This is a genomic window from Streptosporangium sp. NPDC004631 (genome assembly GCF_053601935.1).
On sequence record NZ_JBSGCR010000002.1, the window covers coordinates 86,466 to 109,788 of the forward strand.

20 protein-coding genes and 1 tRNA gene are annotated in these 23,323 nt (G+C 70.2%); 13 read left to right on the forward strand and 8 right to left on the reverse strand.

What is annotated here, in order from left to right; genetic code table 11:
* Positions 1-219 precede the first annotated feature (219 nt).
* The 4 genes from ACWEF2_RS02060 to ACWEF2_RS02075 form a co-directional block, all read right to left on the reverse strand.
* Positions 220-1,821, reverse strand: coding sequence for a M4 family metallopeptidase (locus tag ACWEF2_RS02060; RefSeq protein ID WP_453811152.1), 1,602 nt, complete (start codon positions 1,819-1,821; stop codon positions 220-222).
* A 565-nt stretch (positions 1,822-2,386) separates the two neighbouring features.
* Positions 2,387-2,791 carry a hypothetical protein gene (locus tag ACWEF2_RS02065; protein WP_453811153.1) on the reverse strand — a complete coding sequence of 135 codons (405 nt, stop codon included), beginning with the start codon at positions 2,789-2,791 and terminating at the stop codon, positions 2,387-2,389.
* 394 nt (positions 2,792-3,185) lie between these two features.
* Positions 3,186-4,115 (reverse strand): DNRLRE domain-containing protein, encoded by a 930-nt coding sequence (locus ACWEF2_RS02070; RefSeq protein ID WP_453811154.1) that lies wholly within the window; start codon positions 4,113-4,115, stop codon positions 3,186-3,188.
* Positions 4,116-5,194: 1,079 nt separating this feature from the next.
* Complete coding sequence (locus ACWEF2_RS02075; protein WP_453811155.1) at positions 5,195-5,998, reverse strand: helix-turn-helix domain-containing protein; 804 nt, start codon at positions 5,996-5,998, stop codon at positions 5,195-5,197.
* Between the two features lie 288 nt (positions 5,999-6,286).
* On the opposite strand from ACWEF2_RS02075, the gene ACWEF2_RS02080 reads away from it, so the two are divergent.
* The 4 genes from ACWEF2_RS02080 to ACWEF2_RS02095 are packed head-to-tail and all read left to right on the forward strand — an operon-like array spanning position 6,287 to position 9,416.
* Positions 6,287-6,685 carry a TOBE domain-containing protein gene (locus ACWEF2_RS02080; protein ID WP_453811156.1) on the forward strand — a complete coding sequence of 133 codons (399 nt, stop codon included), beginning with the start codon at positions 6,287-6,289 and terminating at the stop codon, positions 6,683-6,685.
* 30 nt (positions 6,686-6,715) lie between these two features.
* Complete coding sequence (modA, locus tag ACWEF2_RS02085) at positions 6,716-7,489, forward strand: molybdate ABC transporter substrate-binding protein (protein ID WP_453811157.1); 774 nt, start codon at positions 6,716-6,718, stop codon at positions 7,487-7,489.
* A gap of 11 nt (positions 7,490-7,500) precedes the next feature.
* On the forward strand, positions 7,501-8,301 hold the full coding sequence (locus tag ACWEF2_RS02090) for an ABC transporter permease (protein WP_453811158.1): 801 nt from the start codon (positions 7,501-7,503) through the stop codon (positions 8,299-8,301).
* A complete protein-coding gene (locus ACWEF2_RS02095) occupies positions 8,283-9,416 on the forward strand; it encodes an ABC transporter ATP-binding protein (RefSeq protein WP_453811159.1) in 1,134 nt (377 codons plus the stop codon). The genes ACWEF2_RS02090 and ACWEF2_RS02095 overlap by 19 nt, the downstream gene beginning before the upstream one ends.
* A gap of 83 nt (positions 9,417-9,499) precedes the next feature.
* Here ACWEF2_RS02095 and secA2 read toward each other — a convergent pair whose 3' ends face one another.
* On the reverse strand, positions 9,500-11,710 hold the full coding sequence (gene secA2 / locus ACWEF2_RS02100; RefSeq protein ID WP_453811160.1) for an accessory Sec system translocase SecA2: 2,211 nt from the start codon (positions 11,708-11,710) through the stop codon (positions 9,500-9,502).
* A gap of 136 nt (positions 11,711-11,846) precedes the next feature.
* Positions 11,847-12,731: a DMT family transporter gene (locus ACWEF2_RS02105; RefSeq protein ID WP_453811161.1), complete on the reverse strand. Its 885-nt coding sequence runs from the start codon at positions 12,729-12,731 to the stop codon at positions 11,847-11,849.
* Positions 12,732-12,984: 253 nt separating this feature from the next.
* Between ACWEF2_RS02105 and ACWEF2_RS02110 the strand changes: the two genes are divergently transcribed.
* Both ACWEF2_RS02110 and ACWEF2_RS02115 read left to right on the forward strand, forming a co-directional pair.
* A complete protein-coding gene (locus tag ACWEF2_RS02110) occupies positions 12,985-13,347 on the forward strand; it encodes a VOC family protein (protein WP_453811162.1) in 363 nt (120 codons plus the stop codon).
* Between the two features lie 103 nt (positions 13,348-13,450).
* The gene (locus ACWEF2_RS02115) at positions 13,451-14,341 is read left to right on the forward strand and encodes a DMT family transporter (RefSeq protein WP_453811163.1); all 891 of its coding nucleotides are present in this window, start codon (positions 13,451-13,453) and stop codon (positions 14,339-14,341) included.
* An 8-nt stretch (positions 14,342-14,349) separates the two neighbouring features.
* On the opposite strand, the gene ACWEF2_RS02120 is transcribed toward ACWEF2_RS02115, so the two are convergent.
* A complete protein-coding gene (locus tag ACWEF2_RS02120; RefSeq protein ID WP_453811164.1) occupies positions 14,350-15,507 on the reverse strand; it encodes an FAD-dependent oxidoreductase in 1,158 nt (385 codons plus the stop codon).
* Between the two features lie 281 nt (positions 15,508-15,788).
* On the opposite strand from ACWEF2_RS02120, the gene ACWEF2_RS02125 reads away from it, so the two are divergent.
* The 5 genes from ACWEF2_RS02125 (at position 15,789) to ACWEF2_RS02145 (ending at position 18,690) form a co-directional block, all read left to right on the forward strand.
* Positions 15,789-16,550 (forward strand): NERD domain-containing protein, encoded by a 762-nt coding sequence (locus tag ACWEF2_RS02125; protein ID WP_453811165.1) that lies wholly within the window; start codon positions 15,789-15,791, stop codon positions 16,548-16,550.
* A 183-nt stretch (positions 16,551-16,733) separates the two neighbouring features.
* Positions 16,734-16,807, forward strand: a tRNA-Lys gene (locus ACWEF2_RS02130).
* A gap of 217 nt (positions 16,808-17,024) precedes the next feature.
* On the forward strand, positions 17,025-17,315 hold the full coding sequence (locus ACWEF2_RS02135) for a type II toxin-antitoxin system RelE/ParE family toxin (protein WP_453811166.1): 291 nt from the start codon (positions 17,025-17,027) through the stop codon (positions 17,313-17,315).
* A 2-nt stretch (positions 17,316-17,317) separates the two neighbouring features.
* The gene (locus ACWEF2_RS02140) at positions 17,318-17,668 is read left to right on the forward strand and encodes a helix-turn-helix domain-containing protein (RefSeq protein ID WP_453811167.1); all 351 of its coding nucleotides are present in this window, start codon (positions 17,318-17,320) and stop codon (positions 17,666-17,668) included.
* A 329-nt stretch (positions 17,669-17,997) separates the two neighbouring features.
* On the forward strand, positions 17,998-18,690 hold the full coding sequence (locus tag ACWEF2_RS02145) for a restriction endonuclease (RefSeq protein ID WP_453811168.1): 693 nt from the start codon (positions 17,998-18,000) through the stop codon (positions 18,688-18,690).
* Between the two features lie 92 nt (positions 18,691-18,782).
* On the opposite strand, the gene ACWEF2_RS02150 is transcribed toward ACWEF2_RS02145, so the two are convergent.
* Positions 18,783-19,682 carry an aminotransferase class IV gene (locus ACWEF2_RS02150; protein WP_453811169.1) on the reverse strand — a complete coding sequence of 300 codons (900 nt, stop codon included), beginning with the start codon at positions 19,680-19,682 and terminating at the stop codon, positions 18,783-18,785.
* 336 nt (positions 19,683-20,018) lie between these two features.
* Here ACWEF2_RS02150 and ACWEF2_RS02155 point away from each other — a divergent pair, with 336 nt between their 5' ends.
* On the forward strand, positions 20,019-21,653 hold the full coding sequence (locus ACWEF2_RS02155) for a Coagulation factor 5/8 type domain-containing protein (protein WP_453811170.1): 1,635 nt from the start codon (positions 20,019-20,021) through the stop codon (positions 21,651-21,653).
* A gap of 454 nt (positions 21,654-22,107) precedes the next feature.
* Positions 22,108-22,935, forward strand: coding sequence for a DUF4253 domain-containing protein (locus ACWEF2_RS02160; RefSeq protein WP_453811171.1), 828 nt, complete (start codon positions 22,108-22,110; stop codon positions 22,933-22,935).
* Positions 22,936-23,323: the final 388 nt, after the last annotated feature.

Here is a 23,323-nt window from a genome sequence, read left to right on the forward strand (position 1 = left end):
GCCGGCTCGCTGCCGGAGCCGGCCGCCGGTGCCCACTCGCCTCGGTGCGGAGGACCCTCTCCGGGACATGGTCGTGATCACCGCCGGGTAGCCGGTGGGTGAGTGCCGAGACCCGGCGGCCCGGACCATGCCGCCGGGCCATCGGGCGCGCCTCCTCGGAGAGTGAAGGCGAGCCCTCTTCTCCGAGGAGGCGGTCAGCAGGCCGGAGAGGTCAGCGGATCAGCAGGTCGGCTCGCCGGCCCGCGCCGGGACGTTGACCGCGCTCCAGGCTGCCTTGACCGCGTTGAACTCGGTGCAGCTGCCCGGGAACAGCGCCTTGGCGCCCTTCAGGGTCGCCACCCGCGCCTTGGCGTGCGTCCACGGGATGGTCTTGCCGTTGAGCCCGGCCTGGAAGATCCGGCCGGCCTTCTGGATGCCGATGCCGGTCAGCTGGGCCGGGCCGGAGCAGACCGTGCTGGCGGGCTTGCCCGCCGGGTTGGTGCCCTCGGCCAGCAGGTAGAACCAGTGGTTCTGCGGACCGGCCGCGGAGTGCACCTCGGTTCTGGGGATGGCGGAGCTGTAGCAGTTCGGGTCGCCGACGGTGGACGGGTCGTACATGTAGCGGATCGGGCCCTGGCCGACCAGGTCGACCTCCTCGCCGACCGTGTAGTCCGGCGTGTCGAACCGGTTGGCGGCGTAGTGTTCGGTCAGCGCGCCGAAGATGTCGCCGGTCGACTCGTTCAGCCCACCGGTCTCGTTGCCGCTGCCCGAACCCCCGGCCCCGGAGTACTGGAAGATGGCGTGGCCGTACTCGTGGCCGACCACGTCCATGGGGGTGGCCTGCTGGTTGCCGGCCTGGTTGCGGCCGAAGTTGGTGTAGGAGCCGTTCCAGTAGGCGTTGACGTCGGCCAGGCCGACGCGCACGGGGAAGCCGCCGCCGGCTCCGGTGAAGCCGTTGCGGCCGAGCCAGTCGCGCAGCATGTTCCACTCGGTCTGCGCGGCGTACAGGGCGTCGACGCAGGCGGTCTCCAGGCTGGTCCCCGAGCCGTTGCCCCAGGAGTCGGTGCTCTTGGTGTAGGTGGCGCCGTTCTGGCCGCCGCAGCGCAGACCCGGCCGGGTGGTGTCGGTCATCGAGTATGAGCCCGAGGTCTGGATGGTGACCGGGTTGCCGTTGTAGAAGCTGTTGCCGGTGCCCTCCTTGACCTCGTCCACCTTGTCGATGACGGCGCCGGTGTGGGCGTCGACGTACACGTGCAGCACGCTCTCGGCGTGTTCGGTGCGGCCGGTGAGCGCCACCTCCCACGCCAGCGTGGGCTTGTCGGTGGCCGCGTGCACCACGAGTACGGGCGGGGCGGCGGTCTCGACGGTCGCGAGCTGGCCGCGGGCGGTGGCCGTGGCGGTGTCCGCGCTGACGGTGGCGTTGGTGTCCAGCTTCAGTGTGACGCGCTGGCCCGAGGTGACGTCCTCCACCCGCCCGCCCGCCCTGTCGGTGACGACGATCACGTCGCCGCCGTAGACCGGCAGGCCCTGGTAGGTGCGCTTGTAGTGCAGATACTGGATGCCCTGCGTTCCCACGACGACTCTGTCGCGGGTGAACCTGTCTCCTGAGGACTTGCGCAGGGACTGTGACTCCGCCGCCAGCGCCTTGTCGGCGGTGGCGATCGCACGCTCACGGCCCTTGGCGTCCGGTGGCGCGAAGGCGCTCTCGGAGCTCGCCGCGGGGGTCGGGTCCGTCAGCGCGTTGTTCTGCGCGTTCGCGCTGGTCGCATTCACGAGCGTGGATGTGGCGAGGGCGGCGACCGCCAGGACGGCGATCCCTCCCAACCTCTTTGTGGACCTCACTGCGAATGGCTCCTCTCGAAGACCCGTGGGGGGAAGGGGCTAAGGAGCCGTGGCCGGCCAGGGCTGAGCTAAAGGTGCCATCCGGAAGAGTTCTTACCAAAGTCCAAAACTCCATAACATTTAGATATGTAGCGTCACTTGGGCATTGTTACGGCACGTGTTCACCACGGTGCTCATCTCTCCGGGCAAGGGGCGCATCGCACGGCCGGGCGCGTGGCGGTCATGCCGCCCCTGATCTTCCGCCTTCGGAACGCCCGATTCGCCGCCCTCCACCGTCGCCTGCGAGAAGGCGACCCCGTCTCCGGGAGTCCGGTTCGCCGCCCCCGCGATTTTTTCCTGTTTTCCTATTCGTTGTGGCGAAAAAAGACAATTAACCCTTATGGAATGGACAATTCCGTTCGGTGTATGCGAATCGGGGTATGCGAATGCATTCCCGGTAAAGGCGTCGGCCGACGGGCTCTCCGCTCCGCCCGCGCGGTGAGCGGCGCGCGATACCTTCCGTGCGGCCGTCGGCGGCCTCCGCCGTCCCGTCGCGGATGGTGCCCTCACCCGTTCGGGGCTGCCCCTATGGCTGTTCGTGATCTGTGGAGGCCCGCTGTCCGGGATCCTGTCCGGGATCTCCCCGGCCGAGATCCGCCGAGAGGCCGAGCGTTATCGACCCGGTGATGTCACGGCCTTGGAACACGGGGCCGTGCACGGTGCCGCCGCTGATGGTGTTCGTCACGCCGCCGTCATCCGGGCGAGGTGTGGAGGTGGCCCCCTCGGAAGGCTCGCCGGGAGCGCGGCGGGTGAGCAGAAGGCCGTAGCCGGAGAGCCCGAGGCCGACGACGCCGACCAGGCTGCCCACCACACTCGCCAGTCTGTCCGCCTCGTCAAGCCCTATCGCCACGAAACAGCCGCCCAGCCCTGCCAGGGTCACGCCGATCGCACAGGCTCCCACCCACGTCAGCACAGGGCGCAGTCCGCTCATTTTCCGCTCTCACCGGCCGGTGGATTCGCTGGATCGCGTAGGTTCCGCACGCCCCAGGTTCGTCGGCCCTCGGGTGCCTGTCAACGCCGCCGATCGCCTTTCTCTCCGGGGAGTCCCCTCCCGGTCCGTGAGGGGTCTCCTCCGGGCGAGAGGATTCGACCGGCGGTGGAGCCGTCCTGGATAACCTGTGGCGAATGCCCTATGGGAGTGGTCTTCGCTGTGCCGGGCATAGAAGACCTGCCCATTTGAGCCGATGCCGCTCACGGTTGAGAGATGACCCCATCCTTCCTGTGGGACACCGGTGTCCCCTTGTGGAGTAGCCGATGGGGGAGTCGCCGGTGCTGTTGGACGGATAGGTCAGGCGGCCGTGCTGCTGCGCACCACCGCGTCGGTCTCATGGCTGGAGTGGCCGGATCTGTTGAGACGGCGGGGACTTCTGGGGAAGGGTGTAGGAGACGGTCAGTTTGGGGATGCCGGGGCCGCCCGCCTCGGCGGAGTCGAAGATGCGGCTGTAGTCCGGCCGGGAGGCCGACTCGTCCACCCCGCTGAGCATGATGCCGTGGTTGGCCGCGCCGTCGGCCCACGCCTGGACGATGCCGGTCATGGGCCAGGTCGTCGTCTGACGTGTTCCGCAGCGGGCGGAGTCCCTCGCCACTCCTTCGCCCGCGGTCGTGGTGGCCGGCTGGGTATGCCAGGTCAGCGTCCACTCGTCCCAGGCCGTTGTGATCCGCTGGGCTTTGATACCGGAGAGACCGTCGCCGCACCCGGTGGCGAAGTTCTGTGTCAGGGCCAGGGAGGCGCTCTGTACGGCACGGCCCGAGACGGCGGAGGTGTCGAACATGAGGAACGAACGGTCGATGAGATACGGGCCTGAGAAGGGGTCGGTGTAACCTCCCGCCCACAACTGGGTGTCGAGGTACTGGGAGTCTCTGTAGACCGCGGAGTTCTCGACCCAGGTGTCGGCCCGCACCCCGAGAGTGATGGTCGGATCCACGGTCACGGGGAATCGGGTGGCCGGATCGGCCAGAAATCGCGCGTCGGGGGTGAGCACCAGCGTTTGACGTCCCTCGCCGCCGTCTATCGCCGTGTCAACCGAGGTACGCCGTGATCCCCGCTCGCCGCCGCGCGCACCGCCGTCCCACATGATCGGCGGGGAACCCGCGGTGACCTTCTTGCCGCCGGCGTCGGTCAGCGTCAGACCGCCGTCCGCGCCGGTGCTCAGGCTCAGGCCCTTCGCCTGCACGGGCAGCCTGAACTTCAATGGCGCCTTCGGACGCTCGCGCAGCACCACATCGAAGCGGAACCCGGAGGTAAGCGCCGTCACCACGAGATCCGCACCGGGCGTGGCCGCGGCGTCTTTATAGGTGGCGACATTGCCGCTGATTGTTGGCCTGGGTAATGATTCCGGCCATATCAGCGCCAGTTCCTGACTCTTCTCTGCGACACGCATTGAGGCGAAGGGGCGGCCCTGCCCGCCGGCGGACAACTCCACCGCCACCTTGGCCCCGGAAACCCTGGGCCTGAGCACTCCATCACGCTCGACCAGTGAATTGTCGATCCAGGACCACGGCCCGCCTGCCGGTTTCACCCGGGCGGGGGCCGCATACGTGTCGGTCGTGATGTGACCGTCGGGGAAAGCCCAGGATTCGCTGTTCTCCGTCGCCGAACTCAGCACCTCGACCGGTCTTTTCTGTTTCCGTGCCTCCGCGACGGCGGCGCGCAGGCCGGCGTCCGGATCCTTGGGGCGGGGAAACGTCGCCGTCGTGTGCTTCGATGACGGAGCGCCTGGTGCCGGCTCTGCCCGTGCTGCGGATGCTGTGGTGGCGACGGCCGTCATCGACGCCAGTGTGCCGCTTATCGCCACCACTCCGACCATACGGCGTAGCTTCGCACCGGCTTTCCGGCGCCGTCCTCGTGGGATGGATTCATGATTTTGAAATGGGCCTAATGGGGATAGGCGATTCATGTCACTCCATCGAAATATGGACGCCATGGATAGCACAAGGGAACAGAAAACATTGACATGAGTCAAGCTTGACAGAGGGTAGTCAATTCACTACGAATATAAATATGCCCGGATCGATCCGAGCGGTATTCGCCTGCTCGGGCAATGTGGATCACGTGCCGGTAAACGGCCGGCGGCGGGGTGGGTACGGCCCGCGGTTCGCCTATTCGATGCCAAAACGTGATCGGGGCAAGGGAGTTCTCGGTTGTCGCCCTGCCGGGTCGACGGTTCTCACTTGCGAAGTGAGCCGGTGCCCACCGGGAAAGTCCGAGCGGACGGCGGTTCGAGGCTCGGGCCGGTTCCGGCGGCGGGCGCGCCTCGGTCCCGCTCGGCGTGTCCCTTCCCGGTCTGTCCGGTGAGGGGCCGGTGTCCCGGGTGGAGCGTTTCCGCTGGAGGGGTCAGTCCGGGTGGTGCTGGTGTTGCAGGTAGGCGGCGGTCTCGGGGTTGGCCGGGAAGTAGGCCTCGATGGCCAGTTCCGCGATCGTGATGTCCAGCGGGGTGCCGAAGGTGGCCATCGTGCTGAAGAAGGCGAGTTCGCGGTAGCCGCGCCGCAGGCGCAGAGGGACCACTATGTCCCCGGGGCCGGGCCGTTCTATCTCGGGTTCCGGCTGGTCGCAGGGGTAGCCGTCGAGTTCGCGCCAGAGCGCGGCCAGGTCGGGGTCGGCGGTGAGGCTGATCTGGCGGCGGAGCCGGTGCAGCAGGTGGGCCCGCCACTCGCCCAGGTTGATGATCCGCTGGGCCATCCCCCTGGGGTGCAGGCTCAGCCGGAGCACGTTGACCGGCGGGGTGAGCAGTTCAGGCGCGACACCGCGGAGCAGCAGGCCGGTGGCGGAGTTGCGGTCCATCAGGTTCCAGCGCTGGTCCACGACCACCGCGGGGTACGGCTCGTGCCCGCTCAGCACCTGGCCCAGCGCCTCCCTGACCGAGGCCATCTGCGGTGAGTTGAGGGGGGTCTCCGCGTAGACCGGGGCGAACCCTCCGGAGAGCAACAGGTGGTTGCGTTCGCGCAGCGGCAGTTCCAGCTCCTCGGCGAGGCGCAGGATCATCGCCCGGCTCGGTTTGGACCGGCCGGTCTCCACGAAGCTCAGATGTCTGGCGGAGATGTTGGCCTGGATGGCGAGATCCAGCTGACTCATGCGCCGGCGCTCCCGCCATTGCCGGAGAAGTTCGCCGACTGGCCGGGAAGCGCTGGTCGTGGTCACAAAACCCAAGATAACCGGTCTAACTTTGCGAAACCATTACCATGCGCATAATCGTGGAGAGTACCTGACAGCCCCCGGGGGGCAGGGATCCGGGAGGGCGTACGGCCCCTCGCGAGGGGGGCGGTTCCGGTCAGGGCGGATGGTTCTCGGTCCGGGTATGTGGGCGGGGTGGTGTCCCGGAACCGGGTGTGCGATGGCAGGTGCGAGCTGTGGAAGCCGATCGGCATCGCATCTTCCAGCCCGACCGCCGATTGAGGCTTGAAAATTCAAGGGATATGGTGATGAGTTGTGACGACGTTCCGGATCAGCGAGGCCGCGGCACTGCTCGGGGTCAGCGCCGACACCGTGCGCCGCTGGGTCGACACCGGTCGGCTGCCCGCGCAGCGTGACGACAACGGCCACCGCCTGATCTCCGGCGCCGAGCTGGCCGCGTTCGCGCGGTCCCAGTCGGGCCGCGACGACCAGGGCTGCGGCGCGTCCTCGGCCCGCAACCGCTTCCGGGGGATCGTGACCGAAGTGATCAAGGACACGGTGATGGCCCAGGTGGAGATCGCCGCTGGACCGTTCCGGGTGGTGTCCCTGATGAGCCGCCGGTCCGCCGACGAGCTCGGCCTGGAGCCCGGCGTGGTCGCGGTCGCGGTGGTGAAGTCCACCACCGTCGTCGTCGAGGTCCCCGAACCCCTCTGATCATTGGAGATCGCATTGAAACCGATCCGGATGGCATCGGCCGCGGTGGCCCTGCTGCTCGCGCTCACCGCCTGCGGCACCACCCGGGCCGCCGAACCGGATGCCGCCACCGGCACGGGGACGGGCGCCGGGGGCGGAACGGTGACGGTGTTCGCCGCCGCCTCCCTGACCGGGGTGTTCACCCAGCTCGGAAAGGACTTCGAGGCCGCGCACCCCGGTACGCGCGTCAGGTTCAACTTCGGCTCCAGCGCCACTCTGGCCCAGCAGATCGTCCAGGGCGCACCCGCCGACGTGTTCGCCGCCGCGAGCCCCGCCACCATGAAGACCGTCACCGACGCCTCCCTGGCGGACGCCCCCGTCACGTTCGCGCGCAACCGGCTTCAGATCGCCTTTCCCAAGGGCAACCCGGCCCGGGTCGACGGACTGAAGGACCTGACCGACCCCAAGGTCAAGGTCGCGCTCTGCGCCGTCCAGGTCCCCTGCGGCGCCGCCGCCGTCAAGGCCCTGGACGCCGCGGGCCTGAAGGTCACCCCGGTCACCTTCGAGCAGGACGTGAAGGCCACCCTGACCAAGGTCGAGCTCGGCGAGGTCGACGCCGCCCTGGTCTACCGGACCGACGTCCTCGCCGCCGCGGGGAAGGTTCAGGGGCTCGACTTCCCCGAGTCCGACAAGGCCGTCAACGACTACCCGATCGCGAAGCTGTCCAAGGCCCCGTCTGGAGAGCCGGCCGGGCAGTTCGTCGAGCTGGTCCTCTCCCCGAAGGGCCGGGCACTGCTGACCGGCGCCGGCTTCGAGCTCCCCTGAGGGGTTCCGGCATGGGAGCGGCTCACCGTACGGCGGGGCGGATGCCGTGGGTGCTGACCGTCCCGGCGGTCGGTGGGCTGGTGTTCCTGGTCCTGCCCCTGGCCGGCCTGCTGGTCAGGGCGCCCTGGTCCACGATGGGGGAGCGGCTGGCCGATCCGAGGGTGCTGGAGGCGCTCCGGCTCTCACTGGTCACCGCCACCCTCGCGACCGCGATCTGCCTGGTGCTCGGCGTGCCCCTGGCCTGGCTGCTGGCCAGGGGAGACCTCCCCGGCCGGCGATTTCTCCGGGCGCTGGTGACGGTGCCGCTGGTGCTGCCGCCGGTGGTCGGCGGGGTGGCGCTGCTGCTGGTGCTCGGCCGTAACGGCCTGGCCGGGCGCTGGCTGCACGAGGCGTTCGGGCTCTCGCTCCCCTTCACCACGGCCGGGGTCGTGGTGGCCGAGGCGTTCGTGGCCATGCCGTTCCTGGTCATCAGCGTGGAGGGCGCGCTGAAGGCCGCGGACTCGCGGTTCGAGGAGGCCGCGACGACCCTCGGCGCGTCCCGCTGGCGGGTGTTCAGCCGGATCACCCTCCCGCTGGTCGCGCCGGGGGTGTCGGCGGGGGCCGTACTCTGCTGGGCGAGGGCCCTGGGCGAGTTCGGGGCCACCATCACCTTCGCCGGAAACTTCCCCGGCACGACCCAGACCATGCCGCTCGCGGTCTACCTGGCGCTGGAGACCGACCCGGAGGCCGCGATCGTGCTGAGCCTGGTCCTGCTCGCGGTCTCGGTGGTCGTGCTGGCCAGCCTGAGGGAGCGATGGGTCGGCACGTCGTGATCGAGAGCAGGCTGGTCGTCGAGCGGCCGAGGTTCCGCCTGGACATCGAGCTGGACGTGGCGCGGGGGGAGGTGGTCGCGCTGCTCGGCCCCAACGGCGCGGGCAAGACCACCGCGCTGCGCGCCCTCGCCGGGCTGGTGCCGCTGACCGGCGGGCACATCCGCCTCGACGGTGAGCCGATCCAGGACGCGTCCGCCGAGCGGCGCCCGATCGGCATGGTGTTCCAGGACTACCTGCTGTTCCCGCACCTGTCCGCGCTGGAGAACGTGGCCTTCGGGCCGCGCTGCCACGGCATGTCCAGGAAGGCGAGCCGGCTCCTCGCCCGGGAATGGCTGGACCGGGTGGGCCTCGGCGAACACGCGGCCACCAGGCCGGGCGAGCTCTCCGGCGGACAGGCCCAGCGGGTCGCCCTGGCCAGGGCCCTCGCCGTACGGCCCCGCCTCCTGCTCCTCGACGAGCCGCTGGCCGCCCTCGACGCCCACACCCGTCTGGACATTCGGGCCCGGCTCCACCACCACCTCGGAGACTTCGACGGCGCCGCCGTCCTGGTCACGCATGACCCGCTGGACGCGATGGTGCTGGCCGACCGCCTGGTGGTGATCGAGAACGGCGCCGTGGTCCAGCAGGGGCCGCCCTCGGCGGTGGCCAGGCACCCCCGCACCGAGTATGTCGCCCGGCTGGTCGGGCTGAACCTCTACCGAGGGGTCGCCGACGGGCACGTCGTACGGCTGGACGGCGTCGCCTCCGGCGGGGCCGGGCGGCCGGTCTCTCAGGAGGACGGGCGTCTGGGCGATCTCTCCCCAGGTGGGGCCGGGTGGCTCGGGAGCATCACCCTCAACGTGGCCGAGTCCCAGTCCGGCCCGGTCTTCGTCGCCTTCCCGCCCTCCGCCGTCGCGATCTACCGCAGCCGCCCGGACGGCAGCCCTCGAAACCTCTGGGAGGCGACCGTCGGCGGGGTCGAGCGTCACGGTGACAGCGTGCGCGTGCTGCTCACCGGCCCGATCGAGGCCGCGGCCGACGTCACCGCCGCCGCGGTCGCTGAGCTGGATCTCCGGCCGGGCAGGCGGGTCTGGGCGGCGTTGAAGGCCACCGAGACCCACGCCTACCCGGCCTGACGGCCCGCCTTCGTCTGAGGGTTCGCCCCCGTCTGACGGTCCGCTCCGGGGCGCTCCGGCCGGGCGCCTCAGCCGGCGAGCGGTCAGCGGCGGCGGACCTTGGTGGTCAGCCGGTTGAGGATGCGTTCCCACTCGGTGCCGAAGGGGTTCTCCTGGACGAGGTAGGTCCAGGTGGCGGTGGGGCGTCTGAGACCCGCGCCGTCGAGGTCGAGGCCGTCCGGGGTGATCGTGGCGGTCTCGAAGGTGGCGATCGAGCGGGCCTCGATCTCGGCCAGCATGCGCTCGTAGGCGGGCTTGGCCTCCTTGTTGAACTCGTCGATCGGGCTGAGGCGGCCGAGGGCGCGCAGATGGATGCCCTCGCGGAGGTCGGCGAGGTCGGCGAGGTGGTCGGCCCAGCAACGGTCGAGGTGGAACAGCACGATCTGCCGGGCGGCCTCGTGCAGCACCTCCTCTCCCACGGTCTCCGCCAGCTCGGACCACCGTTCCGGGGCGGCCGCCGAGAGCGCGCTGCCGCCGGAGTGCCCGTGCAGGACCTTGTCACGCAGGTTGAGGACCAGACTCCGATGCTGTTCGAGCAGCCGGGTGTAGCGCCAGGTGTTGCGGTGGATCTCCATGTCGACGCCCTCGGCGACGCGCTGGGCGTGCCCCACGAGGTCGCGGTCGGGGACGCCCCTGGCGTACTCGTCGGCCACGTAGTGGGTGATCAGATCGTCCTCGCCGCTCACGAAGAAGACCGAGCCGCCCGGGTCGCCCTGGCGGCCGGCGCGACCGCGCAGCTGGTCGTCCAGGCGGCTGCTGGTGTGCCGGCCGGAGCCGATGACGTACAGCCCGCCAAGCTCGTCCACGCCGTCGCCGAGGCGGATGTCGGTGCCCCGCCCGGCCATCTGGGTGGAGACCGTGATCGCGCCGTGCTCCCCGGCCCGCGCGATGATCGACGCCTCCTCGGCGTCGTTCTTGGCGTTGAGGACCACGCACTCCAGCCCCCGGCCGCTCAGGGTCAGCGACAGCCGTTCCGACTCGGCCACGTCCAGGGTGCCGATCAGGATCGGCCGCCCGGTTGCGTGCACCTCGACGATCTCGTCGATCAGCGCGTGGTCCTTGTCCATCCGGTACTCGAACAGCCGGTCGGGCGCGTCGGTCCGCACGCACGGCCGGTTGGGCGGGACCACGGCCACCCTGAGGTCGTAGAACTCGCGGAGCTGGTCGCCGACCGCGACCGCCGTACCGGTCATGCCGCACTTCTGCGGGTAACGGGTGATCAGACCCTGGACGGTGATCGAGTCGAGGATCTCGCCGGTCGCCGAGGGCGGCAGCGCCTCCTTGGCCTCCACCGCGGCCTGCAGGCCGTCCGGCCAGCGCTGCAGCAGCGCCACCCGGCCCCGGGAGGGGTTGATCAGATGCACCTTGCCGTCGCGGACGATGTAGTCCACGTCCTTGGTCAGCAGGGCGTGCGCGTGCAGGGCGAGGTTGACCTCGGTCAGCGTGGAGGGGCTGTCGTAGAGGTCCACCTCCAGCGCCTGCTCCACGCTGTCGATGCCCTTGCCCGTCAGATGGACGTTGCGCGCCTGGTCGTCGAGCTCGTAGTGGTAACCCCTGACCAGCTGGCGGACCAGCGCCGCCATCTGGGGCACCGCGTCGCCGGGATCGGCGGCCCCGGCCAGCACCAGCGGCACCCTGGCCTCGTCCACCAGCACCGAGTCGGCCTCGTCCACCAGCGCCACGTCCGGCGCCGGCACGACCAGGTCGGCCGCGTCGGCGCACGTCCGATCCCGGAGCACGTCGAAGCCGATCTCGCTGACCGAGCCGTACGTCACGTCCTTGGCGTAGGCCGTCCTGCGCTCCTCCGGCGAGGAGGTCTGCCCGATCCAGCCGACCGAGACGCCCAGCGCCGCGTACAGCGGCCCCATCCACTCGGCGTCCCGCCTGGCCAGGTAGTCGTTGACCGAGATCACGTGGACGTGCTTGCCCTGCAGGGCGTATCCCGCGGCGGCCATCGCCCCGGACAGGGTCTTGCCCTCGCCGGTGGCCATCTCCGCGACGTTGCCGGAGAGCATCGCGAGCATGCCGACCAGTTGCACGTCGTACGGCCGGAGCCCCAGCGTGCGGTGCGCGGCCTCCCTCGCGACCGCGCAGAACTCGGCCAGGTCGTCCACCGACGGGGCGGGGAGCTCGTCGAGATCCCTGAAGCGCTCCTCCTGTGCTCCGGCCACGGCCACGGTCCGCTCGAAGGGGGCCAGATCGATCGAGCCGGGACGCTCCAGAAGCCGCCTGATGAGCTGAGTTATCGAGGCCACGTTCCCTCCAACGCCCGTCTCCGGGCTCACGTTCCCGGGCTCACACTCCCGCTTGCGCCTCACCGTACCGATCGGACGGATCACCGCGCGCCGCAGACCGCCGCGAGGAACGCCGGTTTCCGGCCCGCGCGACGGCTCACCCCGGCAGCCGGATTCTCCCCCTCTCTCCGAAGGTGAGCAGGCCGACGGCGCCGAGCAGCAGGACGGCCCCGCAGACCGCCTGCGGAGTGAGCCGTTCACCGAGAAGGAGCACCCCGATGATCGCCGCGCCGACCGGTTCGACCAGGGAGATCACGGTGGCCGTCGTGGCACGTACCGCTCCCAGCCCGGTGAAGAAGAGGCCGTAGGCGAGGGCCGTCGGAACCCCGCCGAGGTAGGCGACGATCGCCGAGGAGGCGAGCAGGTCGCCTTCGGGCAGCAGGCCCTGGGCCAGGGCCAGGGGCAGCAGGCAGACGCTCCCGACCGCGAAACCGCCCACGGCGACGGCGTACGGCTCGCCGGCGGAGGCCCGGTTGAGCAGGGTCACGCCCGCGCAGCCCGCCGCCGACAGCAGGGCCCAGCCGAGACCGGGCACCGAGAAGGTGACCGACCCGCTGTCCAGTGCCAGCAGGACCAGGCCGGCCAGGGCGGTCACGGTGGCCGCGAGCCCGGCCGGGCCAAGCCGTTCTCCCAGCAGCGGGTGTGCGCCGGCGGCCACCAGGACGGCCGTGGCCCCCATCGTGACCACTGTGGCCACGGCCAGGCCTGACTCGGCGATCGCCGCGAAGTACGCCGTCTGGTAGACGGCCATCGCCACGCCGGTGGTCACGATCCGCCCTGGGCCGGGCAGTCGCCCCAGCCCGAGGAGGCGGGAGGCCAGCAGCAGTATCGCCGCGCCGGTCGCGAACCGCCAGAACGAGACCGAGATGGGGCCGAGCCCACTCGTCCGGTGAAGAAGCGCCCCGGCGGCGCCGCCCGTACCCCAGGCGGTCGCCGCGATGGACACGTACAGCAGGCCCCGCCGTACGGAGACATGAGTCATGGAGATCTCTCCAGATGAGGTGGTTGTCGTCAGGCCGCAGATATGCGGGCAGCAGCCACCCACCGGACCGTTCGGATCCGGTTGTCAGGAGAGAGGACCGCCCGCTAGCGGGCGGTCGGCGGGGAAACGATGGTTATCGGCACACGTCAACCCTAACGAGACGATCGGCGATGCCTCCAGCCGTTATCCGAGCCCCCGGATCCGCCGTCGAACCTGACGTCACCTGACAGGTATGGGCGGAACGATGAGAGCCATGACGACGACTGCACAGTTTCTCGCCGTGAACATCGACTGCGCGGAGCCCAAGCGGCTCGCGGAGTTCTACGCGGCGGTCTTCGGATACGAGATCCAGCACGTGGAGGACGAGTACGCCGGGATCGGCGACGGCACGACGAGCATCTACTTCCAGCGCAACCCCGAACGCGAGGCGGCGGCCTGGCCCGGCCCGGGCAAGCAGTTCCACCTGGACGTCCGGGTCCCCGACGTGGACAGGGCGGTGGCGGACTATCTGGCACTCGGGGCGACCAGGCCCGACTTCCAGCCCGGCGGGGAGAACTGGACCGTGCTGGCCGACCCCGAGGGACACCTGTTCTGCGTCTGCCCGACCCGCGAGTGAGATGTGGCCCTTGGGGATACCCCCGCACCGGCTTGGGCGGCCTCTTACCCACTCGCCGGGCGCTCTAAGCTTGCGAGGTGACCCAAGAATCGCTCCTTTACCCATGCCCGATCACTTCCGGCAGGTGGTGATGACCTGGGTGGGGATGTCGATCGCTCTGATCGGTGCGCTGGGCTACGCCCTGGGGGCGGCTCTCCAGCAGTTCGAGGCGGTGTCCGAGGGGGCGTCGCTCAGGTTGATGAGACGGCCCCGCTGGTGGCTGGGCGGGGTGATCGGCTTCACCGGGGCGTCCCTGCACGCGGTCGCTCTGAGCCTCGCGCCGCTCGTCGTGGTCCAGCCGATCAGTGTGGCGACCCTGGTGTTCGCCGTACCGCTGGCCGCGGCGATGCACGGCAGGCGACCGCGGAAAGAGGAGATCATCGGGTCGATCGCGGTGGCCGTCGGCCTCCTCGGCCTGATGCTGCTCGTCCCTTCGAACGCCGTGCCGCCGCACATGACGGACGGGGAGGCGCTCGGCTTCCTCGGCTGCGTCGGGCTGATCGTGCTGATGACACACCTGTTCGCCCGGAAGGTGAAGGGGGCGGCCAAGGCGCTGCTGCTCTCGGTCGGAGCGGGCGCGGTGACCGCGAGTGTGTCCACCTTCGTCCGGGTGGTGGGGGGCGGCCTCAACGGGGATCTGAGCAGGCTGCTGACCTGGTTCACGGTCGTGATTCCGGTGTTGCTCGTCTGCGCGGTGGTACTGCTGCAGAAGTCCTACGAGGTGGGATACTTCGGCATCGCCTACGCGGCGGTCCAGGTGGTGGATCCCCTCACCTCCATTCTCGCTGGAGCGTTCCTCCTCGACGAGCCGATGCCGGCCGGGGTGGCGAACGTGATCCCCGCCCTCTTCGCCGCGGCGCTCCTGATCTGGGGAACCGTCACGCTGGGGCGGCTCTCCCCCGATCACGGCGGCGGCCACACCACCGCCCGCGAGGCGGCCTCGGCCGTCTCATAGGGCTCGTTTCAGTCCCGGGGCCGCCCAGCCGCGTCAGGTCCCGGGGGCGCCCATCCGAGAATGTCGTCCACCGCGCCGATCACGCGCCCCGGGGCGAGCCGCCAGGCGAGCGCCATCGCCGTGTCGCGCAGCCGTACGGCCTGCGGGTTGCGCAGCCGGGTGGCCCGGCAGATCGACGCGGACCTGGCCACGATCCGCGCGGTCCGCTCCAGGCGGGCCGCGGTGTAGCCGGCGAGCCCGGCGCCCCGGTCGGCGACGTGGGCCAGCACCACCGCGTCCTCGATCGCCTGGCAGGCGCCCTGCCCCAGGTTGGGGGTCATCGCGTGGGCCGCGTCGCCCAGCAAGGCGATCCTGCCCCGGTGCATCGCAGGCAGCGGGGTGGCGAGGTGGTGGACGTCGTTGCGGAGCACGTTCTCCGGCGAGGCGGCGGCGAGCAGCGCCGGGATCGGGTCGTGCCAGCCGCCGAACAGCCGGAGCAACTCGGCTCGCTGGTCCCCGCCGCCCCCGCCGGCCGCGGCCGTGTAGGTGGCGTAGCAGTAGGCGGACCCGCCGGCCAGCGGCATGATCCCGAAGACCCCGCCCCGGCCCCAGCTCTCGCAGGTCTGGCCGGGGACGCAGCCGCCGGGGACGAGCACCCGCCAGCTCGTGACCCCGGCGTAGCGCGGGCCGGGGTGGCGGGGGAACAGCGCGGCCCTGGTGGGGGAGTGGATGCCGTCGGCGGCCACCACCAGGTCGGCCTCCAGATCGCCCCCGTCGGTCGTCACCCGGCCGCTGTCGGGGTCGGCCCCGCTCACCGTGGTGCTCAGCCGGACCGTGCCGGGGGCGATCCGGGCCGAGAGCGCGTCGACCAGGTCGGCGCGGCGCAGCAGGACCACCGAGTCGCCGTGGCGGGCGGAGGCGGCCTCCTCGGTGGTCCTCATCAGCCAGCGGCCGTCGGAACGCCGAATCCCGGCCTCCCCCTGGACCGCCGACAGCTCGCGGATCTCGTCTCCGGCGCCGATCGTGTCCAGGGCCTTGAGCGCGTTGGCGGCGACGGCGAGCCCCGAGCCGACCGGCTCCAACGAGGGTGCCCGCTCGCACACCGTCACGTCCCATCCCCGCCGCTGGAGCGCCACGGCGGCCGTCAGCCCGCCGATGCCCGCCCCGATCACCACTGCGCGCGCCACGACCTTCTCCTCACCAACTACCCCCAGCGTGGACGCCCCGTCCTTCAGGCGGGTGAGGACGTCAACAAGGATGTAGTGACACTAAGGGGTGATATCCGCTGCCGTCGTCGGAGCCGGGACGCCTCCCCCTGAATGATCTCCGCTGACCGGCAGGTATCCGGGTTGTGTTAGTTCCATCACCTTTGGATGCCCGCGACCCCCGGCTGGGTATTGGATGACCAAGGATCTTCAGCGTTGTGGATCCACGTGCCCACCCACCACTCGACTCTCGGGAGTTCGCTGTGCCCGGCGGATCGATCTACGTGACGAGCGACGACCCGGTTCACGGATTGTCGCCCCAGGTCATGTACGAGCAGTTCTGGCGCAAGGAGGCCGACCAGCGCAGGAAGATGCGCTGGGTCAAGGCGGCGGGCGGCGTCGCCGTGGGCCTCGTGCTGGCCTACCGGTTCGCCATCCCGGCACCGGTGCTGGCCGGGCTCGTGTGCGGGGTGCTGGCCGGTGCCGCCGACATGCTCTGGACCTGGTACTCCTACGAGGCCACCGCGGTCTGGCGGGGCAGGCGCCGGGGCGAGACCATCACCGGAAGGCTGCTCCGCCGCAGGCTCGGCAGGCGCGGCTACCGCGTCCTCGACGGCCGCGCCGTACCCGGAGAGGCGTCGATCGACCACCTGGTCATCGGCCCCGGCGGCGTCTGGGCGGTCGACAACGAGGCATGGCACCCCGAGACCGAGATCGCCCGGTACGGTGAGCGGCTCTTCCTCGGCGAGAAGTACGGCTCGTCGGTGGCCAAGGCGCTCGTCGACGCCTCCGACTCGCTGGCCGCGGTGCTCTCGCGGGAGGCCGGCATCCCGGTGACGATCGAGCCGCTGCTCGCCGTACACGGCGGGGAACTCCGGCGTACGGTCACCGCCGAGGGTCTCACCCTGCTCAAACCGCGCCTGGTGGCGCGCTGGATCCTTTCAGGGTCGCGGATGGAGCTGGACGAGCAGCAGGTGGAGCTGCTCGCCAGGACCGCCGCCCGCGTCCTACGCCGCATGCCCTGAGATCCCCGCATGCCCTGAGCCTCCACGTTCTTTGCGTCCCCGCGTGTCCGGGTCGCCGGACGGCGTCACACCCCGATCCTCCGGTCTCCGGCCCTTGCCGTCTCGGTCCCGTCCGGCCAGGCCCCCGGGCTCCGCTGGATTTCGAAGTCCCGGCGGAAATACGCTATTCTTCAAGGGCTTCACGCGCCGCTAGCTCAGTTGGTTAGAGCAGCTGACTCTTAATCAGCGGGTCCGGGGTTCGAGTCCCTGGCGGCGCACAGCGGTTCCCGCCAGCGCGTTCACGGCTTCGGTCGTGGGCGCGCTGGTGGCATTCAGGGGCGGATTCGTCCCTCGCGTTAGCTTCATGTTCGCTCGAACGCCGCCCGTCCGGCGCAAACGGTCATCCGGCCGGCAGCCATCTCTCGGAATCCGCCCGCTTCCAGGAGTCGCTCTTTCCACACGCGTGGCCCCTCGCTCCGCTCGGGACTGTGCTCATTGAGGGCCGAGCCCCCCACCTCCGGAAGGGGGCTCGGCCCCCTGTGCCCCCCCGCTTGGGCCGTCCCCTCGTCGATCATCAAGGGCAGCGGCCTGCACCGTCTCAAGGAGCTCAGGCTTGGCTCACGCGGCCGGTCCGAGATCAGGATCATCTTCGCCTTCGATCCAACCCGATCAGCGCTTCTGCTGCTCGGTGGCGACAAGGCCGGCAACTGGGAGCGGTGGTACCGCGACAACATCCCACTGGCCGAACGGCCCTACATCGCCTACACCGTTGAAGAGGAGGAGTGACCATGCCAAAGCACACTCCGCAGGACTGGGAAATCCTGGAACGAGAGCTGTACGACGCCGGCGTCTCCCCCGCCGAGGTCGTAGCCGGAGCTCGCCGGCTGCTCGCCGAGACACGCGGGCGCCAACTCGCCGAGGCGCGCAAGCACGCTGGGCTCACCCAGAAAGACCTCGCAGTGGGCATGGGCGTGAGCATCGCGCGCATCTCCCAGATCGAGCACGGTGAAGTGACCTCCATCGAAGTCGTCGCCCGATACGTCGAAGCGCTCGGCGGACACCTCGACCTGGTCGCCGACTTCGGAGACCACACCATGAGGTTGCCCGTCAGTGACCGGCTCACCGACACCGCCGCATGACACCGAACCGAGCCGCCGCACGAGCGAACGCGTGCCGCTCGCGCCGCTGATCTCCAACGCCGGCTTCGCTTGTTCGTCAAGGTTCTCTGCCGGAGCGGGTTGTCCACAACTGGACGGGGCGCAGTGGGCTTCCCGGATTGCCGCCGATTGGTGGTTCAGGTATTGGTATTGGTAGTGGCGTCCGGATGGGCGGGTGGGTTCCGGGTCCTTCCACCCCCTGGGGACCTTGGCATCAGAGACGCACATGGATATCGCGCCCGGGGGATCGTCGGTCCTCTCCGCCGGAGTCGAAGGTGACTCCCTGAACCCCGTCCCCTGGAGGCCTTGCGGTGGCACGACGACGGACATCCGCCGGCCGGAGACCGCGTCGGCGTAAGGGCCGGCGCAAGCAGAGTGGGAACGGGCTCCTGTGGCCGGTTGGCGCCTTCGCCCTCGTGGTGGCCGTCGCCTGGCTCGTCGACATCGTCGCCGCCAACTGGGCGCTGGTCCTCGGCGTCACGATCGTGTCGATCGTGGGACTGGCCGGGGTGCTCCTGCTCCGCCGCCGGATGATCGAGACCCGGAGACGGGAGTGGCTGAGGGGCAACGCGCGCCTCGAACGCGTCGACCGTATGACGGGTGACCAGTTCGAAGTCCTGGTGGAGAGCCTGCTCCGGGACGAGGGTTTCCACCAGGTCCGTCGGATCGGCGGCAGCGGCGACGGCGGTGTCGACGTCATCGGAACAGCCCCTACCGGCGACCTCTTCGTCATCCAGTGCAAGCGCTGGAGCAACTCCGTGGGCTCGCCCGCGATCCGCAACCTCCTCGGCGCACTCCACGCCTATCCCGGCCACCGAGGCGTCCTCGTCACCACGTCGCACTTCACCGCCCCGGCCAGGGAGTGCGCCGCGAGCACGGATCTGATCCTGATCGACCGCGCGCGGCTCGTCGCCTGGCTGGCCGGCTCCTACGCCCTCGCCCCGCCGGTCCGCCGGAGGGGCGCCCCCTGGTCGCTGCCGAGGCGTGGTGCGCCTTTTCTTTGACCTGTGAATGAGCTGGAAACTCTCAAGAATCCGGATATTTCCGGCTTTGGCCTGACGGGGATATCGGGGATGGGCAGACCTTGCCGAGCCTGTCAGGGCGGCCCGGAGACGCCGGAAGCACCGGAGATGCGAGGAGCACCGGGGGCGCCGGAAGCGCCGGAGGTGCGACCGCCTCCGGGGGCGGACGGCATCGCCCGGGCGTGCAGCGCCCGCCGCCAGGACCCCAGCCGCGCCGACATCCGCGCCTCGACGGCACGGCCCTGAGAGTCCACCCACCCGCGCACCGGCCGGATCCCGTGCAGCGCGTTCAGCGTCCACACCTCCAGCCTCTGGAGATCGTCCGTGGTGCTGTGCTCGGCCTGGAGCCGGCACCTCCGGTCCAGGGCCAGTCGTTCCAGCATGACGCGGGTGACCGAGGGCAGCACGGGCAGGCCGGCGGCGGGGACGCAGAGCGTGTCACCCCGCCACCACACGAGCGCGGAGTGGGCGGCTTCGAGCGCGGTGCCGTCCTCGCTGTACAGCAGGGCGTCGTCGGCGCCCGCCGCCCGCGCGTCGGCCCGCAGGGCCGCCAGGGCCGCGAGGTCGGGCCCCTTCACCCCGGGCCGGGTGCGCGGATCGGACCGGGAGGGGATCCACAGGGCGACCGTGTCGCCCCTCTCCGGGGCGGGCCGCAGCCAGAGCGTCAGCTGCGGCGAAGGGGCGCGATACGCCTCGATCCGGGGGAACCAGTGTCCCTCCGTGGGAAGTTCGCGGCGGACCGCGGCCAGGAAGCGCCGTACGGCCTCCTGCGGAAGGGTGGGCGCGAGCCCGGTGCAGGACTGCCGGAACCGCCGCTCGTGCAGATCGAGCCCCCGGACCCTCCCATCCGTCACCAGCCAGGAGTCCACCACCGAGGGTTCGCCGCGCGGCTCGCCCCGATCGGGCGACCAGGCGCCGTCCGAGGACCAGAGAAGCCGCTGTCCGGCGGGCGCGGAGCCGCGGGGGACCGTCATCTGACCGCCGACCTCCCTTGCGTACGGCGAGGCGACGTGGACGCCCCGTGTCTCCTGTGATCCCGTGTCTCCCGTGTTCCGCCATGGGCATCTGCGGGCATCCGCAGACATTCTCCGGTATCTGCTGGCATTCGCAAGCGTTCACGGAGGTTTGTCACCATCTGTGGATCACTGTCTGTGGATCACGGTCTGCGGACGGCCGACATCGTCCGCGGCGCTCCGGGGCCGCCCCGGAGTCCTATTTTCGAGTAGGGCTCATGTTAGGTCTTGACTGGAGACCTGACAACGGCGGATGCTGTCGGCATTCCGCCCCCCCGCCGGTTGTGTGAGGTGCCCGTGGCCAGTTCCCGTTCCGTCATCCGGGTGATCGTCATCGCGTTGTCAATGATCGGTGCGGTGCTCCTGGCGGGCAGTACGGCCGGCGCCTCGCCACCCCGGCCGGGGGCCGGGGTCAACGCCCTGGGCGAACCGTTTACGGGCACGGCGCCCGACGGCACGGTCCGGGGCTTCGTCGACGCCCACAGCCACCTCATGTCCTACGAGGGGTTCGGCGGCAAGCTGCTGTGCGGCAAGCCGTTCGATCCCGGCGGCATCGCCAGGGCGCTGGTCGACTGCCTGGACCACCACCCGCACGGTGAGGCCGCCTGGTTCGAGAACTTCACCAGGACCGGCTCCCCGACCGGCACCCACGACCCGGTCGGCTGGCCCACCTTCAAGGACTGGCCCGCCTACAACTCGCTGACCCACCAGCAGGCCTACTACACCTGGATCGAGCGGGCCTGGCGCGGTGGCCTGCGCGTCATGGTCAACGACCTGGTGGCCAACCGGCAGCTGTGCGAGATCTATCCGCTCAAGCGGAACTCCTGCGACGAGATGGCCACGATCAGGCTGGAGGCCCGGCGGACCACCGAACTGCAGGATCACATCGACGCCGAGTACGGCGGGCCCGGCCGGGGCTGGTTCAGGATCGTGCGCGACCCCGCGGAGGCCAGGAAGGTCATCGCGGACGGAAAGCTCGCCGTGGTCCTCGGGGTCGAGACCTCCGAGCCGTTCGGCTGCCGCCAGAGTCTCGGCATCCCGCACTGCACCAGGGCGCAGATCGACCGGGGCCTGGACGAGCTGCACGGTCTCGGCGTGCGCAGCATGTTCCTCTGCCACAAGTACGACAACGCCCTGTGCGGGGTCCGCTTCGACTCCGGCACGCAGGGGGCGATCGTCAACCTGGGCAACCTGCTGAGCACCGGTACCTTCTGGAAGGCGGGGACCTGCACGGGACCGGAGCACGACAACACGATCGAACCCGGCGGGATCATCCCCGCCCCCCTGGCGAAGTGGCTGCCCCCCGGCGTCTCGTCGCCGGTCTATCCGCCGGCCCCGCACTGCAACGTCAAGGGCCTGACCGGCCTCGGTGAGTACACGCTCAGCGCGATGATGAGACGCGGGATGCTCGTCGAGATCGACCACATGAGTGTGAAGGCCGCCGACCGGACGCTGGACATCCTTGAGGCCGCCCGCTATCCGGGCGTGATCTCCTCCCACAGCTGGATGGACCCGGGCTACTACCGCCGGATCTACGGCCTGGGCGGCATGATCACGACCTACGGGTTCCCGGCCGAGCGCTTCGCCGAGGAGTGGCGCAAGACCAGGGGGCTCAGGAGCGGCGAGCACCGCGCCGGGTTCGGCTACGGCCTCGACGCCAACGGCATGGGCCCGCTGCCCGCCCCGCGCCCGAACAACTCGGCCAACCCGGTGACCTACCCGTTCAGGTCCTTCGACGGCGGGGTGACCCTGGACCGCCAGCGCACCGGTGAGCGGGTCTGGGACGTCAACGTCGACGGCGTCGCCCACTACGGCCTGGTCCCCGACTGGATCGAGGACATGCGGATCGTCGCCGGAGACGAGATCGTCCAGGACCTGGCCGCCGGGGCCGAGTCCTACCTGCGAATGTGGGAGGCGGCCGGCCCCCGCTGAGCCGACGCCCCCCGGAGCCCCCGAAGGCCCCCGGATCTCCGGGGGCTCCGGCGTAAACGACCGAGGCGCGAAAGGCCGCCGTTCTGACCGTGCGGCACTTGTCTCGCCCCTTCCTCAAGGGGATCGGGCCGCTTTCTTCTCTGTTCAGTCAGAGCGGGATGGCCTGTGCCGCGGGAGACCCGCGCCCTCATCGGGGCGTCACGCCGGGCCGGGGATGAGGTCGAGATCGTCGGGCGGATCTGGTCGGCTTCTTCGCCGAGCCGTTCCGCCCGTCGGGACCGCGCCTGCCTGGAGGGGGCCGTACGGCGGGGTGGTGTCTCCTCGCCTCGCCGCCGCAGGCGTCCGGTCTGTGACACCGGCATGCCGTTCGTTTTTACCCACTGTGGGGGAGAACTGTCGCTCGGGACGCTTGACACGTCAAAATTGATCCGTGGTCAGGATCGGATCGGCAGGGATGAGCGATTGTGAGCGTGGGCAACTTCCCCCAGTGCTGGGCCAGCTGTTCACCGGCGGCGGTGACGGGCGGGTGCTCTCGATCGAGTTGCCGCCGGGGGACGTGGTCTGGCCCGACCCCGGCTACTCACAGTTCTCACTCGACCACCGTCCGGCGTTCTGGCTGAGCGACACGGTGGTCTCCGGCGACCTCTGGGCCGGGCTGAGGGCCGAGCACGGGCGTTCGGGCCTCTGGCCGGTGCTGCTGGAGGACTCTGTTCAGCCGTGGTCGGCGGGACAGATCGCCCCGGACGCGGTGGCCGAGATCGACAACTACCATGCCGCCGCGTTCATGGCCGAGGTCTGGGCAGACTGGGTCCAGAAGGCCGATGCCGGGCAACTGGAGCTGCTCGACCCGTTCGGTCCGGGGTGTCCGGGACCGGCCCCGTCGGGCGAGCTCGCCGCCGACCCCGGCGCGGTCGCCGACTGGTACGCCGGGGTGATCGCCGAGCGCCGGACCCCGCTCGGGCTGGTCGCGGCCGACCGGGGTGCCGACGCGCTGGCCGTCATGGGGTGGCAGGGGGCGCTGAACCACAACGAGTGGATGGTCCCGCTGGCGGCCGTGGTGCGCAGCTGGGAGGACCGGTTCGGGGCGCGGCTGGTCGGCATGGGGTTCAACACCCTGGACCTGAGCGTCGCCGCGCCTCCGGTCACCCCGGAGCACGCCCTGCACGTCGCCGCCGAGCACTGGACGTTCTGTCCCGACAGCGTCATCTACAGCGCCGGGACGCTGATCGACTACGCCGAGCAGATCAGGGGGAGGAACGCCTGGTCCTTCTGGTGGGACTGACCGTCCGGGTCGCGGAGGCGGGACGGGCCGCACGGGTGAGGGCGGACCCGGCCGATTGGGCTCTCCGTGGATCCGTGGGCATATGCCGGGGCGGGCGGCGTCGTTGTGAGAAGGATCGGCGCACCGGCTGGGGGCGGCGGCTGCGACAATCGAGCGACTTGTTCGTAAAGCCCGTCTTCTTCGGGGATTAAGGGGAAGAAGCCGCAGGTCAGGTGGGTGATGACGATAAGATCATTAGGTAGGTTTCCTAATGGTTTCGCCGAACCTAACAGCGTGGAGTGAGGATGGTCAAGGCCTGGCCAATGGCTCTTTCTTGGCCGTTGAAGGTAGATCTTCTGGGGTTTTCATGGCTTTTGTTTTGCTTTGTCCCCATCTGGTAGGTAGTGTC

What these genes read in the sequence shown, in the direction of transcription:
- ACWEF2_RS02065 (WP_453811153.1), bottom strand. Translation starts at nt 2,791, where the DNA reads ATGAGCGGACTGCGCCCTGTGCTGACGTGGGTGGGAGCCTGTGCGATC.
- modA (WP_453811157.1), top strand. Translation starts at nt 6,716, where the DNA reads ATGGCATCGGCCGCGGTGGCCCTGCTGCTCGCGCTCACCGCCTGCGGC.
- ACWEF2_RS02090 (WP_453811158.1), top strand. Translation starts at nt 7,501, where the DNA reads ATGGGAGCGGCTCACCGTACGGCGGGGCGGATGCCGTGGGTGCTGACC.
- ACWEF2_RS02095 (WP_453811159.1), top strand. Translation starts at nt 8,283, where the DNA reads ATGGGTCGGCACGTCGTGATCGAGAGCAGGCTGGTCGTCGAGCGGCCG.
- ACWEF2_RS02105 (WP_453811161.1), bottom strand. Translation starts at nt 12,731, where the DNA reads ATGACTCATGTCTCCGTACGGCGGGGCCTGCTGTACGTGTCCATCGCG.
- ACWEF2_RS02110 (WP_453811162.1), top strand. Translation starts at nt 12,985, where the DNA reads ATGACGACGACTGCACAGTTTCTCGCCGTGAACATCGACTGCGCGGAG.
- ACWEF2_RS02115 (WP_453811163.1), top strand. Translation starts at nt 13,451, where the DNA reads ATGCCCGATCACTTCCGGCAGGTGGTGATGACCTGGGTGGGGATGTCG.
- ACWEF2_RS02140 (WP_453811167.1), top strand. Translation starts at nt 17,318, where the DNA reads ATGCCAAAGCACACTCCGCAGGACTGGGAAATCCTGGAACGAGAGCTG.
- ACWEF2_RS02150 (WP_453811169.1), bottom strand. Translation starts at nt 19,682, where the DNA reads ATGACGGTCCCCCGCGGCTCCGCGCCCGCCGGACAGCGGCTTCTCTGG.
- ACWEF2_RS02160 (WP_453811171.1), top strand. Translation starts at nt 22,108, where the DNA reads ATGAGCGATTGTGAGCGTGGGCAACTTCCCCCAGTGCTGGGCCAGCTG.